10 protein-coding genes and 1 tRNA gene are annotated in these 13,065 nt (G+C 72.9%); 4 read left to right on the top strand and 7 right to left on the bottom strand.

Annotation, left to right across the window (positions count from 1 at the left end; genetic code table 11):
• Nucleotides 1-94: 94 nt before the first annotated feature.
• Nucleotides 95-3,256 (bottom strand): L-tyrosine/L-tryptophan isonitrile synthase family protein, encoded by a 3,162-nt coding sequence (locus tag BJ969_RS27935; RefSeq protein ID WP_343071635.1) that lies wholly within the window; start codon nt 3,254-3,256, stop codon nt 95-97.
• Nucleotides 3,257-4,062: 806 nt separating this feature from the next.
• On the opposite strand from BJ969_RS27935, the gene BJ969_RS27940 reads away from it, so the two are divergent.
• Nucleotides 4,063-4,638, top strand: coding sequence for a TetR family transcriptional regulator (locus BJ969_RS27940; RefSeq protein WP_184485971.1), 576 nt, complete (start codon nt 4,063-4,065; stop codon nt 4,636-4,638).
• On the opposite strand, the gene BJ969_RS27945 is transcribed toward BJ969_RS27940, so the two are convergent.
• Nucleotides 4,608-5,825, bottom strand: a complete 1,218-nt coding sequence (locus BJ969_RS27945; protein ID WP_184483945.1) for an amino acid deaminase/aldolase — start codon at nt 5,823-5,825, stop codon at nt 4,608-4,610. The two genes, BJ969_RS27940 and BJ969_RS27945, sit on opposite strands and share 31 nt — an antisense overlap.
• A 175-nt stretch (nt 5,826-6,000) precedes the next feature.
• On the opposite strand from BJ969_RS27945, the gene BJ969_RS27950 reads away from it, so the two are divergent.
• Entirely contained in the window at nt 6,001-7,311 is a 1,311-nt protein-coding gene (locus BJ969_RS27950; RefSeq protein ID WP_184483946.1) for a D-arabinono-1,4-lactone oxidase, read from the top strand.
• Nucleotides 7,312-7,314: 3 nt separating this feature from the next.
• On the opposite strand, the gene BJ969_RS27955 is transcribed toward BJ969_RS27950, so the two are convergent.
• The 4 genes from BJ969_RS27955 to pcaD all read right to left on the bottom strand — a co-directional run bounded on the left by BJ969_RS27955 (nt 7,315) and on the right by pcaD (nt 10,746).
• On the bottom strand, nt 7,315-7,971 hold the full coding sequence (locus BJ969_RS27955; RefSeq protein WP_184483948.1) for an SDR family oxidoreductase: 657 nt from the start codon (nt 7,969-7,971) through the stop codon (nt 7,315-7,317).
• Nucleotides 7,972-8,128: 157 nt separating this feature from the next.
• Entirely contained in the window at nt 8,129-8,758 is a 630-nt protein-coding gene (locus BJ969_RS27960) for a hypothetical protein (protein WP_221316961.1), read from the bottom strand.
• A 255-nt stretch (nt 8,759-9,013) separates the two neighbouring features.
• Nucleotides 9,014-9,796 (bottom strand): IclR family transcriptional regulator, encoded by a 783-nt coding sequence (locus BJ969_RS27965; RefSeq protein WP_184483952.1) that lies wholly within the window; start codon nt 9,794-9,796, stop codon nt 9,014-9,016.
• 161 nt (nt 9,797-9,957) lie between these two features.
• Nucleotides 9,958-10,746: a 3-oxoadipate enol-lactonase gene (gene pcaD / locus BJ969_RS27970; protein WP_343071636.1), complete on the bottom strand. Its 789-nt coding sequence runs from the start codon at nt 10,744-10,746 to the stop codon at nt 9,958-9,960.
• 163 nt (nt 10,747-10,909) lie between these two features.
• On the opposite strand from pcaD, the gene BJ969_RS27975 reads away from it, so the two are divergent.
• Entirely contained in the window at nt 10,910-11,143 is a 234-nt protein-coding gene (locus tag BJ969_RS27975) for a hypothetical protein (RefSeq protein ID WP_184483954.1), read from the top strand.
• A 307-nt stretch (nt 11,144-11,450) separates the two neighbouring features.
• On the opposite strand, the gene BJ969_RS27980 is transcribed toward BJ969_RS27975, so the two are convergent.
• Nucleotides 11,451-11,533: transfer RNA gene (locus BJ969_RS27980), tRNA-Leu, on the bottom strand.
• Nucleotides 11,534-11,754: 221 nt separating this feature from the next.
• On the opposite strand from BJ969_RS27980, the gene BJ969_RS27985 reads away from it, so the two are divergent.
• The gene (locus BJ969_RS27985; RefSeq protein ID WP_343071735.1) at nt 11,755-13,056 is read left to right on the top strand and encodes an FHA domain-containing protein; all 1,302 of its coding nucleotides are present in this window, start codon (nt 11,755-11,757) and stop codon (nt 13,054-13,056) included.
• Nucleotides 13,057-13,065 lie beyond the last annotated feature (9 nt).

Here is a 13,065-nt window from a genome sequence, read left to right on the forward strand (position 1 = left end):
TCCCCGAAGGGGGGCCGGGGTGGACGAGGGGTCCCGGTGCTCGTTTCCCCGGATGAGCACCGGGACCTTTCTTGTCACCAGGCCCGGCGGCCGATCACTTCCGCCGCAGCCGCGCGGTGGCGGCGAACTCCGGGTCCAGCCGCATGCCGCCGCCCGCACCGAGCCGGGTGTGCTCGGCGGGCACCACGAACCACGGTTGCCGCGGTCCGATCAGCGGCGAGTACACCGGCACGAATCCCCTGTCCTGCAACGAGACCGCGAAGTCGGCGCCGAGCTGCCCGCGGCGGTCCAGCGCGCCGGTGCCCTGCCACGGCAGCAGCCCGGACCCGCCGAGGTAGGTGAACCCGCAGCGCCCCGGCCGGGCCGCGCTCACCGTGAGCCGCACCCGGTTCGGGAACAGCAGCTCCTCGTAGCCGAGCTCTTCGTCCACCCGCATCGTCGCCAGGTAGCGCACCACGGTGTGCCAGGCGCGGCGCAGCACCTCCACCCTCGACCGCCGCAGCATCGGCGGCACCGCCGTGCCGTCGAGGTCGTAGACGTCGGCGTACACCGCCCGCGCCCACGCGACCCGCTCGATCCCGGCGGGCACCGACAGCGGAACCGAATACACCACCGACATCAGCATTTCGCGGAACATCTCGACCGACGGCGCCACCGCCGGATCGGCCCCCGCCGCCCGCTGATCCACTCGGGCTAGGGTGCGCAGCGGTCGCTCGGCGATGTCCAGCCCGCGCAACGCGTCGGTGAGCAGCCGCCGGTGCCGCGCCGCGCGCTCCGCCCGCTCGGCGGGCAGGTCCACGTCCAGCCGCCGGGCCGCGACCGCGTCCACCTCTTCGATGACCGCGGTCTCGCCGAGCCCGGCCAGATCGGCGTACTCGCGCAGGATCGAGCTGTAGGTCCCGGTGATCGACAGCGGCCGGGGCCGGAAGTGCCTGCCATCGGTGAGGATGCGGAACCGCAGGCCCGGTGGGTGCACGGCGGTCGCAGCGCGCTGCATCTCGCGCAGTCGCACCACACCGCCGAACTCGGCGAGGTCCGGCAGCGGTCCGGACGCCTTCAACCCGTTCAAGCACTGCTTGATGGGGAAGCCGAGCAGCACCACGTCGATCGGCCGGTCCTCGCGCAGGAACGGCTCGACGTCGCGGCGCAGGTGCTCGACCTGGTAGTTCGACCGGGCCCCCTTGAGGAACTGCTTGCGGCTGAGCACGTGGTGCAGGGCGTGCACGACGCGGTCGAGCCGCTCGGACTCGGGCACCGGCCCGGTGAGCCCGAACCGGTCGCGGGCGGCGCGGGCCAACCGGTCCGCGGCCCGGTCCGCGTCGGCGAGCACGGTGTGCGCGAGCTCCAGCGCCTCGTCGCGGTTCAGCCGCACCGCCCAGCGCCGCGCCGATCGGTTCGCGCGCAACGCGCCGATCTGCAGTTCCTCCAACGAATGCGCGTGCGAGAGCAGCCCCGGGCCCGACCCGCCGCTGCGCGGCCGCGGCTCGGTCTCGAAGGTGGCGATCGCCGGAGCGCGGTCCGGCACCGGCTGCCCCGGGCGTCGTTCGACGACGAGGCCCGGCACCTCGACCGCGATCGCCAGCGCGGCCGGGTACTCCTTGGTGAGCGCGATCCGGTTGGCGTGCATGTCGTCGAACACGGCGATCACGTCGAGCTCGCCGAATTCCCGCAGCCGCGCCACCTTCAGCTCCGGGATGGGCCGGGTCCGGTCGTCGGGCATGCACAGCAGCGGCGCGTCGGGGACTCCGGCCGCTTCGAGCACGGCCGCGGTGTGGTCGCGGACCCGTTCCCTCCTGCCGGTGCAGAACACGACCTGCCCGCCCGCGTCCCGCACGTCCCACACGAACCGGGCGAGCCCGGCGTTGACCTCGTCGGTGCGCAACCGGTTCCAGGGCCGGGCGAAGGCCCGGAAGAACTCGGCGTGCACCGCCCGCCAGTCCACCTCCGGGTACTTCTCGTGCAGGCCGGTGAGTTCGAGGAACGTGTGCCAGGTCGAGTCGGCGTAGGTCGGCAGCACCGGCAGCGAATCCGGGTCGGCGAGCTCCGGAATGCCGTTCGGCGCCCCGGCCCGGGGCCCGGATACCGCGCGGGTCGCTTCGACGGTGCGGCGCAGCGGGATGATCCCGCACAGGTCGAGGTCGATGACCACGGCCGGTTGCGGCAGCTCGCGGTTCCAACGGCGGCGCCGGGTCCGGTCCTGCACGGTGTCGAGCACGTGGCGCAGGATCGTGTGCTGGTCGGCGTCGACGTGGTGGACGTGGGGCCGCAGCTCGGTGCGGGCGAGCAGCCGGGCGGTGGGCCGGTCGAGGTGGCGCAGCTCCTCGGCGAGCACCCGGTCGATCGCGGCGCGCACCGAGTCGCCGCGGGGCGGCGAGTATCCGATCCGGCGGAAACCGTCGGCGAGGTCCGCGAACACCGCGAGCAGGGTGCGGGCGGCCTCGCGGGCGGTGTGCTCGTCGGGGGCGGGTGCGGCGGTGGCGGTGATGACGCGGCCGGTCGCCTCCAGCTCGGTGGACAGCTCGAAGGCGAGCGCGTCCGGTGCCGCGAACAGCGCGGTGCGCCGCACTTCCAACGCGTGCCGGAACGCCCGCAGCGGTGGTCGCACGAAGTGCTCCACGAAGAACCGGAGTTCGTGCTCCCGGTGCGCGAAGCGGTTGTCGATGACCAGCCGCAGCAGACCGGGCGCGCCGTCCGGTCCCGGAGCCAGCAGGGCGTCCGGGCGCACCGCGACGGTGCCACCGGGATGTTCCGGGTGCGGCGGGGCCGGCAGCGCGCCGGTACCGCGCGCGACCGCTCCGCCCGGAGCTCGCCGCGCGGACTCGGGCACCAGCGTGGCGCAGTGCATCCGCAGCAGCGGATCGTCGAGCACCGTCCGCGTCAGCGGGTCCTCGCCCGCCGCGGCGCCGGACCCGGCCGGGTCGGCGGCGCCGAGGGTGCCGGTGAGCCGCGCCAGCCAGCCGGGGTCGTAGCGTCGTCGCCTGCGCCGCAGCCGGACCAGCAGGCGGTAGAGCTCGGCCCAGGTCGGTTCGGCGCCGAGCGGCACTCCGCTGCCCGCGCCTTCGCCGACCAGCCGGAACGCGCCCGAGCGCCACCGCACCCGCAGGTCGTAGCCGCCGTCGCGCAGCAAGCGGTCCGCCTCCGGAACCGACAGCGGGGCCCACAGGTCCTGCGCGGGCCGGTCCGTCCACATCGGATCGGGTGGTACCTGGTCGAAGGTGGTCGAGGCCGGTCGGGTGACCGGCGTGCGCGCGGTCACCGGGCGGTCGGGCGAGGTGCCGGAACCTGGCCCGCGCGGCTGCCGGGCGGAGCGGGGTGGACGTGCGCGGCCGGTCTGGCGGTGGCGGGACGGGCGGCGGCGGGGCTCGGCACGAGCCGAATCCGTCCGGCGGCCCGTCCCGGCGCGAAGTCGCGGGGAGTTCGGATGCGGGGAGAACGAGGCGCGACGCCGCAGTAGCTCACGATCACCTTTCCGTCACAGCTCGAATCGATTCGCCTCACGCTAGATAGTGACTATGTGCGTCGGCAACGTGACCGAATGCATACGCCATGCAGTAACTCCGCCCCGATCGCAGTGACTTGGAACACTATGAGGGTGATCGGGGTGCGCAAGCCACCCCTTCCACCGAGCGGGACCGCCCCGCGCAGCGGCACCCCTTCGGTGGACACCGGGCCCGGCGAGTCCACTGCCTGCACCGACGCCGCGAGCGGCACACTGGAGCGGATCGACCGAGTGCGCCGTACCGTCGTCGGGCACCACCCCGATCCCCCACGACGCCCGGCACTCGGGCCGGAAGCCCGGTTCCCGCTCGGCTCCTCCGCCGTCCGCGAACCGGTGAACGACGAACATGATCTCGATGATTGAGATGATCTCGGACGCAACCGCCTGGGATGATCTCGCGGCGAGGCCGTCTCGGAAGCTCGGGACCGTCCGCGGCGGAGCACCGCCCCGGACGCTCCGCCGGCACGGCCCGCACGAGTGATCAAGGAGTCGCCTTGCCCGCCGAAGTCGCCCCCCTCCGCCGCAAGCCGGTCCAGCAGCGCAGCACCCAGCGCGTGGAGAAGATGCTGGAATCCTGCGCCCAGCTCATCGACGAACTCGGCTACGAAGGGGTCACCACCACCCTGATCGCCGAACGCGCCGGTGTCGCCGTCGGATCGCTGTACCAGTTCTTCCCCGACAAGCGAGCCGTCGTGCAGGAACTCACCCGGCGCAACCTGAACCGCTTCGTCGACGTCATCGGCGAACGCTTCGCCACCAGCGACCTCGCGAACTGGTGGGACGCCGTGGACACGGTGATCGACGTCTACATCACCATGCACCGCGACGTGCCCGCGTTCAGCAGGCTGCACTTCGGCGACGTGGTGGACCTGCGGCTGCTCGACGAGAGCAAGGACAACAACGCCGTGATCGCCGAGAAGCTCATCGCGCTGCTCAGCGAGCGGTTCACGCTGGACGAGCAGCACCTGCTGCTGCCGCTGTCGGTGGCCGTGGAAGCCGCCGACGCGGTGCTGAACCTGGCGTTCCGGCGCGATCCCTCGGGCGACTCCGAACTCGTCGCCGAGACCAAGGAGCTCGTGCGCGGCTACCTGGCGAACCGGATGCCGGATCAACCGAACGACTTGGCTTCGCCCCGGTAGGTCGGCACCGTGGCGACCACCTGATCGCCCTCGACCAGGTGGTAGTGGTCGAACCGCTCGGCGAGCTCGCCCGCCTTGGCGTGGCGCAGCCACACCCGGTCGCCGAGCCGCAGGTCGCGCGCGGCAGCGCCGGACACCGGGGTCTGCACCTCGCCGGCGCCTTCGGCCGCGGTCAACCGCAGCCCGCGCGGCAGGTGCACGCCCGGCGCTCGACTGGGCCCGGTGGGGCCGGAGGCGATGTAGCCGCCGCTGAACAGCGTCGCGAACGAACCGCCGGGACGGCGCACCACCGGCAGCGCGTAGAGCACGGCGGGCCGCGGCCGGAACGCCCGGTACGCGTCGAACAAGGTGGGGCCGATGAGTCCGGAGCCCGCGGCGATCTCGGTGACGCTACCGTCGGCGCCGGTGCTCTCGATGCTGCCGGTGCCGCCGCCGTTGACGAACTCCAGCGGCGCCACCGCGCGCACCGCGGCCACCGCCTCCGCGCGGCGCTCGGCCAGCTCGGCCGCCGACCGGCGCTGCATCCAGCGCAGCACCGCGGCCAGCAGCGGCTTGCCGGGCGGGGCGTCGCCGAGGCCCGCGATCTGCCCTTCGTAGGCCATGATCCCGACCAGCCGGAACCCGTCGCGGCCCACGATCCGCTCGGCGAACCGGCGGGCCTGGGCCGGGGTGTGCACGGGTGAGCGGCGCGGGCCGACGTGCGCGAGCCCGCCCGGCACCGGATGCCAGGCCGCGTCCAGCTCCAGGCAGACCCGCAGCGGTTCGCGGTCCGGGCCGACGACGGCGTCGATGTGGTCCAGGTGCGCCGCGGAGTCGACCAGGATCGTGATGGCGGCGGCAGCGGCCGGGTCGGCGGCGAGTTCGCGCAGGCCGCGCCGGTCGATCGTCGGGTAGGCGACGAGGATGTCGTCGGACGCGCCTTCGCGGTGCAGCCAGAGCGCCTCCGGCAGGCTGTAGGCCATCAGCCCGGCGAAGCCCGGCGTGTCCAAAGTGCGGCGGAGCAGTTCCCGGCAGCGCACGGACTTGGAGGCCACCCGGATCGGGGTGCCCGCGGCGCGGCGGCTCAGGTCGGCGGCGTTGTGGCGGAACGCTTCGAGGTCGACCACGGCGAACGGCGGGTCGAGATCGCGGGTCGCCCGGTCCAGGCGGTCGCGTTCGGCGCTGTCGGACGCCGCGGGCTCGGGCAACGGGTCTCCTGCGGAGGGCGCGGGTGTGGGGGGCACTCACCCACGGTAGGCGGAGCGGGGTTGTTATGTGAATCTCATTCACATACTTTCTTGCGGCACCGCCCCGAACCGGACCGCCCGGCCACCGCCGGACGACGCACCCGGCCCGGCCACGCGCCTCAGGAGGTCTGTGATCATGCCGCGACCAGGCTGGACGAACTGGGCGGGAACCGTCGCCCGCACCCCCGCGGGCACCGCGCGCCCTCGCGACCCGGCCGAGGCCGCCATCCAGCTGCGCGCCGCCGCCCGCGGTGGCCGCACCGTGCGACCGCTCGGCAGCGGGCACTCGTTCACCGGCGTCGGCGCCCCCGCCGACGGCGCGCTGGCCCTGGACCTGGCGCACTGGTCCGGCATCGAACGCGTCGACCCGCCCTGCGTCACGGTCCGCGCGGGCACCCCGCTGCACCGGCTCAACCGGGAGCTCGGCGAACTCGGGCTCGCGCTGCCCAACCTCGGCGACATCGACCGGCAGACCGTGGCAGGCGCGATCTCCACCGGCACCCACGGCACCGGCGCCGAGCTCGGCGGGCTCGCCACCCAGGTCACCGAGCTGGAGCTGCTGCTCGCGGACGGCACCACGCGGCGCTGCTCGGAAACCCACGACAAGCAGCTGTTCGACGCGGCCCGCGTGAGCCTCGGCGCGCTCGGCGTGCTGACCCGCGTGACCCTGCGCTGCGTGCCCGCGTTCCACCTCGTCGCCGACGAACGGCCGGAACCGCTCGACGACGTGCTGGCGCGGTTCGACGAGCTCGCCGACGGCAACGACCACTTCGAGTTCTACTGGTTCCCGCACAGCACCCGGACCCTGGTCAAGCGCAACAACCGGCTGCCCGCCGGGCAGGAACCGAGCCCGCTGAGCCCGCTGCGGGAGTTCTTCGAGTACGAGCTGATGGAGAACCGGGCGTTCGGCGCGCTGTGCCGCCTCGGCCGCGCCCGGCCCGAACTGGTCCGCCCGCTCAACCGGTTCTGTGCGGCGACCTGGTCCGCCCGGCACTACAGCGACCTGGGCCACCGGGTGTTCGTCACCCGGCGACGGGTGCGGTTCGCGGAGTCCGAGTACGCGGTGCCGCGCGCCGAGCTGCCCGCCGTGCTCGCGGAACTGCGGGCGGCGGCCGAGCGGCTGGCCGACCCGGTGATGTTCCCGGTGGAGGTCCGGGTCGCCGCCGCCGACGACATCTGGCTGTCCACGGCGCACCGGCGCGCGTCCGCGTACATCGCGGTGCACCAGTTCACCGGGATGCCGCACCGCGCCTGGTTCGACGCCTTCTCGTCCATAGTGGACTCCGTCGGCGGCAGGCCGCACTGGGGCAAGATGCACCGGCTCACCGCCGACGAACTGCGCGAGCGCTACCCGCGATTCGACGACTTCCGCGCCATGCGGGCGGAACTCGACCCCGGCGGCCTGTTCGCCAACCCGTACCTGGACCGGGTCCTCGGGCCCGTGTGAGCGTCAGGCGACCGCCGCGCCGACCGCCTCGACGACCGGCGTCGGCCCGTTGATCAAGGTGAGGGTGCGGCCCGCGGACTTCGGCTCGTCGAGCAGCGCCACCAGCACCGCGGCGACGTCGGCGCGGGTGATCTCGTCCCGGCGGGTCTGCTCGGCCAGTTCGACCCGGCCCGTCGGCCGGTCATCGGTGAGGACGCCGGGGCGCAGGATCGTCCACTCCAGGTCCCGGCCGCGCAGGTCCACTTCGGCGGCCCGCTTGGCGTCGAGGTACGCGCCGAACACCTCGCCCACGTCCGGCGGGTTCGGCGCGTCCAGGCCGATCGCGCTCACCTGCAGGAAGCGCCGCACCCCTGCCCGCTGCGCGGCGTCGGCGAGCAGCACCGAACCCGCGCGGTCCACGGTGTCCTTGCGCGCCACGCCGCTGCCGGGACCCGCGCCCGCGGCGAACACCACGGCGTCGGCACCGGACAAGTGCTCGGCCACCCCGGCGGGGTCGGCGGATTCCAGGTCCAGCACCACCGGTTCCGCGCCGTCCGCGCGCAGGTCGTCGGCGTGCTCCGGATCGCGGATCAACCCGACCGCGGTGTCCCCGCGCTCGGCGAGCAACCGCCCGAGATGGCGCGCGATCTTCCCATGTCCTCCGGCTACCACGACTCGCATGAACCCACCCTAGGCCCGGTGGCCGCCTGAACGCTCCCACCAGGCGGCCACCGAGCCGGCTCCCGCCGCGGCCGACCGCGTCGGCGCCGCGACCGCGCTGCCGGGATCGGCTTCGCGGCGGGCTCGCCGGGGTCGGTTGCGCGACGGGCTAGCCGGGTCAGCTCCGCGACGGGGCGGGCGCTTCCGCCGCGAGCAACTGCTGGTAGACGACCTCGTTCACCCAGCGGGACACCGCGGTGTGCTCGATCGGCGGCGCGTCCGCGAAGGAACGGCCTTCGAGCTCCACCTGCACGTCGTCCGCCTCCGCGCTGAGCACCGCGACGCCGAACTGCCGCGCCCGGATCAGGCAGGTGGACATGAAGTCCTTCGCGAGCGTGACGCTCTTCGGCACGATGATCGCGGTGCTGGTGAACCGGGCGAACGGCACCGCCGCGGTCAGCGCGGTCCGCCAGTGCCGGGCGGGAGCGAGCATGCCGACGAGGTGCGCGCTCGGCGGCGGCACCCGCCCGTCCATCTCGGGCCACACCCACGTGGAGATCTCAGCGCGGTCCAGCACCGGCTCGCTGCCGAAGCACAGCCGCTCGGCGTGCGCGTCCGGGACGAGCTCCGCCACCGGCACCACGTGCCTGCCGAGCATCTTGACCGGCGGCAGCACGGTTCCCGACCAGCCGAGGGCGTCCGCCGACAGCGCGGTGAGCCTGCCGATGGAGGCCGGTAAATCGAGCGGAGATCGTGCGTGGGTAGAGCTGATCCGGACCTCGTTGTCGACCGTGGCACGTCCCGGCATTCCGGTCACGGCTCCCCGCCTCCCTCGATGCACTGGCTGCAACAAAAAGCGCTCAACGCCCGGCATTCGTTCTTCCCAGGCAGTCCGACTAAAACAGGTCGGGAGCGATTCCTCTGCGCTGACGCGGTGGTCCTGCGACCGGCGGCGGCGAGCGGTCGGTGACCGGTCGGTGAGCGGTTGGACGACTTCAGCCCGGCGGTGCGGCCAATCAGGTGACGCTCAGAAGGGGATGGTTCCGGGGTTCGCGAGCGCGGCTCATCCCGCGTCGGATCGCGCGAGATCGTGCTCGGCCAACCGCCTGCGGATCGCCTCCGCCGCCGGCAGCAACGGCTTGACCAGCTTGGAATGCTCCGCCCGGACGCTGCGGGCGACCAGGCCGAGCGCCGCGACGACCGTTCCGGTGCCGTCCCGCACCGGAACCGCCACGGAACAATTACCGAGCGTCATCTCTTCGGACGTTCGCGCGAACCCCCGGCTGCGCACCGCCTGCAATTCGCGGGCCAGCCTGCCGGGTTCGGTGATCGTGTAGGGCGTGTGCCGGGACAGCCCGCGCTCGCAGTACTCCTGCACGACCTGCGCCGGGGCGTGCGCGAGCAGCACCCGGCCCACTCCGGTCGGATGCAGCGGCAACCGGCCACCCGTTCGGGAAACGATCGGTACCGAACGAGGGACGGTCAGCTTCTCCACGTACACGGCATCCCAGTGATCCCGCACCGCAAGATGCACGTTCTCCCGCGTGTTCTCGCACAACTCCTGCATGAACGGCAGCGCCGCCTCCCGCAGCGCCGTGTGCGCCGGGGCGAGCAGCCCGATCTCCCACAACCGCAGGCCGATCGCGTAGCGCCCGTCGTCGTCGCGGTGCAGCGCTCCCCACGCCTCCAGCTCGCCCACGAGGCGGTGCGCGGTCGCCAGCGGAATCGCGGCGCGGCGCGCGATCGCGGTCAGCGTGAGCCTCGTGTGGTCGACGTCGAACGCGGTGAGCACGCTCAACGCCCGCCCCGTCACCGATCGCCCGGAATCCCGGCTGTTGCCCGCCATCACGACCTCCCGGCCGGCTGCCCCTGCGGCCTACCCGGGACCGCACCGTCCGGGCCCAGCCCAGCACAGTCCCGCTCCCCCGCCAAGGGCCGAGCGCCGGAGCGGCCCCGCGGGCACCGGTCTCCGATCCGCGTCGGGCGGCGCCCGCCGTTCCCCGGCCGCTACCGGGACCACGTCGAACGGTCGGCGAGCAGCAGGGCGTTCACCTCCGCCGCGCGTTCCACGTTGGCGAGGTGCGCTGCGTGGTCGACGACCTCCAGCCGGGCGTTGCCGCCGATGCCGTCAGCGATGGCGGCGCCGTGCTCCGGCGGGGTGGCCGGGTCCTCCGCCCCGGAGATCACCAGCGTCGGCGCGCTGATCGACGACAGCGCCCCGCGCAGGTCCGCGTGCGCGAGGACCTCGCAGCACCAGGCGTAGGCCTCGTCGTCGGTGCCCGCGATCATCGCCGCGTAGCTCGCGACCTCCTCCGCGTGGCGCTCCCGGAAGTACGGGGTGAACCAGCGCTCGACGGTCGGCGCCACCAGTTCGTTCGTGCCGTTCTCCCGGGCCGCCCGCGCCCGGTCGAGCTCCGCGTCCCGCCGGTCCAGCCAGGCCGAGGTGCCGCACACGGTCAGCGCGTCGATCCGCTCCGGGGCGTGCGCGCCGAGCCACAACCCGATCACGCCGCCCAGCGAGGCTCCCGCGAACGAGGCCGACGACACCTCCAGGTGGTCCAGCAGCGCCAGCACGTCGCCCGCCAGGTCCTGCACCGAGTACGGCCCCGGCAGCACCGGCGATCCGCCGTGGCCGCGCTGGTCGTAGCGCACGACCAGGTAGTGCTCGGTGAGCGCCGCCAGCTGCGGCCGCCACATCTCGGCCGTGCCGCCGAGCGCGTTCGACAGCACGAGCACCGGCGCGTCCCGGTCACCGTCCACCAGCCGGTTCAGGCCCAGTTCCTCCCAGGTGGTCACGAGGCCCCTCCTTCCGCCGCCGCGGGGCTCGGGGTTCCCCGCTCCGGGCGGATCCACGCCGCCGATCACTATCCGAGACGGGCCGGTTCACTCCACCGATACCTATTGATCCTTCAACGTCCCGATTAGCGTGGCCCGCACCGCGAGCGGCAGGGGAGGCACGATGCGGGAAACGGTGTATTGGCTGGTAGGACCAGGTGCGAAGGTCCGGCACGCGGTGGAGTTCGCCCCCGGCACCTTCCCCGGCGGGCAGCTGCTGCCGACCGTCTGCCACCGCTGGATCAAGGTGCCGTTCGCCGGCCGCGGCGCGGCCATCGACGCGATCACCGACCGCTGCCACGACTGCACCGACTCGGTCCGCCCCCACCAGCCCTGCGAAGTCACCTGGAACGCGTGACGCGGACGGCGACCTGTCAGCAACGCCACACCACTCCGGCTCGGTCACCGACCTGCGGTGCAGGAGGCCCCGGTGCGGGCTTTCGTCCCAGTCGACGCCGCCGATCGGCCCAGCTCGACGATCGGCCGTCTCCCGGGCCGCGGCGCGCCACGCCCGGCCGCGCGAACTTCGCTCTCCGCGAACCATGACGAGCCCCACCGCGAAGATCGGACATTCGCCGCGAACCGGCGTTCCACCGCCCGAGCGAGCGGCGATGCCCCGGACATGACGAAGGGCCCCACCGGATTCCGGTGGGGCCCTTCGGGAGTGGGCGAGGAGGGAGTTGAACCCTCACGTCCTTACGGACACACGGACCTGAACCGTGCGCGTCTGCCATTCCGCCACTCGCCCGTGGCTGATCAAAGCGTATCTTGCCCTGCTCCGACCGTCTGCACCGGGGGTCCGTTCCACCTGGCTGGTGTTCCGCGCCCCGTCGTGCTGGCTGGGAAAGATTAGCACCCGCCGACAGGCCTCCCGCGGCGGGGGTGGCACGAGTTGGGAACTGGTCGGTGTCCCGCCCCGTCGGCCCAGATACGATGGGCGTCGGAGTCGTACGCGTGGAGGGGATCGTCGTGGGCCTCGTGCAGCGCTTCGAGCGCAAGCTCGAAGGCATGGTCGGCAATGGCTTCGCGCGTGTGTTCGGCGGGAAGGTGGTTCCGCAAGAGGTCGCGCAGGACTTGCAGCGTGAGGCTGAAGTCCAGCTGCGCGAGCTCGCGGGGGGCCGGCTACTGGCGTGCAACCACTACGTTGTGCTCCTGAGCCCGTCCGATCACGAGCGGCTCACAGGTGATGAGGCCCGGGTGACCGACCTCCTCACCGACTGCGTTCAGGAGCACCTCACCGAGCAGGGGTGGGACACATATGGTGACGTCGTAGTCTCCCTGGAGCGCTCTGAGACGCTGCACACGGGACAGTTTCGTATCAAGTCGTCCGTCGACCCCGACATCAACCGACGGACGGCAACACCTCGTACCGCAGGAGACCGACCCATGAGCCAGCCACCGGGCCACTATCCCCAGGGAGATCCGTACGGCCAGCAGCAAGGGCAGTACGGCTACGACCAGGGCTACGGCCAAGGCCAGTACGGGCAGGACCCCAACTACGGCTACGGCCAGCAGCCCGGTTACGACCAGGGTTACGGCCAGCAGCAGCCGGGCTACGGCCAGCAGCCGCCGCAGCCGGGCTACGACCAGGGCTACGGCCAGCAGCCGGGTTACGGCCAGCAGCCCGGTTACGACCAGGGTTACGGCCAGCCGCCGCAGCCCGGTTACGACCAGGGCTACGGCCAGCCGCCGCAGCCGGGTTACGGCCAGCCGCAGCAGCCCGGTGGGGGCTACCCGCCGAGCACGCCCGGCGGCTTCCCGCAGCAGCCCGGCTACGACCAGGGCTACGGCCAGCCGCAGGGTTACGACCCCGGTTACGGCCAGCAGCCCGGTTACGACCAGGGCCAGGGCTATGGCCAGCAGCAGCCCGGTTTCGACCAGGGCTATGCTCAGCCGCCGCAGCCGGGATTCGATCAGGGCTTCGGTCAGCCCGGCGGGGCCTACCCGCCGAGCGCTCCGGGCGGATATCCGGACGCACGCCAGCAGACGGCGATGCTCCAGCTCGACGACGGGTCCAACCGGTCGTACACGCTGCAGCACGGTTCGAACGTGATCGGTCGCGGTCAGGAAGGCCAGTTCCGGCTTCCCGACACCGGTGTGTCCCGCAAGCACATCGAGATCACCTGGGACGGCATGTCGGCGATGCTGGCGGATCTCGGTTCGACGAACGGCACCACGGTCAACGGCACTCCGGTGCAGACTTGGCAGCTGGCGGATGGCGACGTGATCCGTGTCGGCCATTCGTCGTTGGTGTTCCGCAGCCAGGGCTGAGCCCCGGCT

The organism is Saccharopolyspora gloriosae (genome assembly GCF_014203325.1).
Lineage (GTDB): Bacteria > Actinomycetota > Actinomycetes > Mycobacteriales > Pseudonocardiaceae > Saccharopolyspora_C > Saccharopolyspora_C gloriosae.

Coding starts and splice junctions, on each gene's coding strand:
- BJ969_RS27960 (WP_221316961.1), bottom strand. CDS start 8,758: ATGCCGGGACGTGCCACGGTCGACAACGAGGTCCGGATCAGCTCTACC.
- BJ969_RS27940 (WP_184485971.1), top strand. CDS start 4,063: ATGCTGGAATCCTGCGCCCAGCTCATCGACGAACTCGGCTACGAAGGG.
- BJ969_RS27950 (WP_184483946.1), top strand. CDS start 6,001: ATGCCGCGACCAGGCTGGACGAACTGGGCGGGAACCGTCGCCCGCACC.
- BJ969_RS27955 (WP_184483948.1), bottom strand. CDS start 7,971: ATGCGAGTCGTGGTAGCCGGAGGACATGGGAAGATCGCGCGCCATCTC.
- BJ969_RS27965 (WP_184483952.1), bottom strand. CDS start 9,796: ATGGCGGGCAACAGCCGGGATTCCGGGCGATCGGTGACGGGGCGGGCG.
- BJ969_RS27975 (WP_184483954.1), top strand. CDS start 10,910: ATGCGGGAAACGGTGTATTGGCTGGTAGGACCAGGTGCGAAGGTCCGG.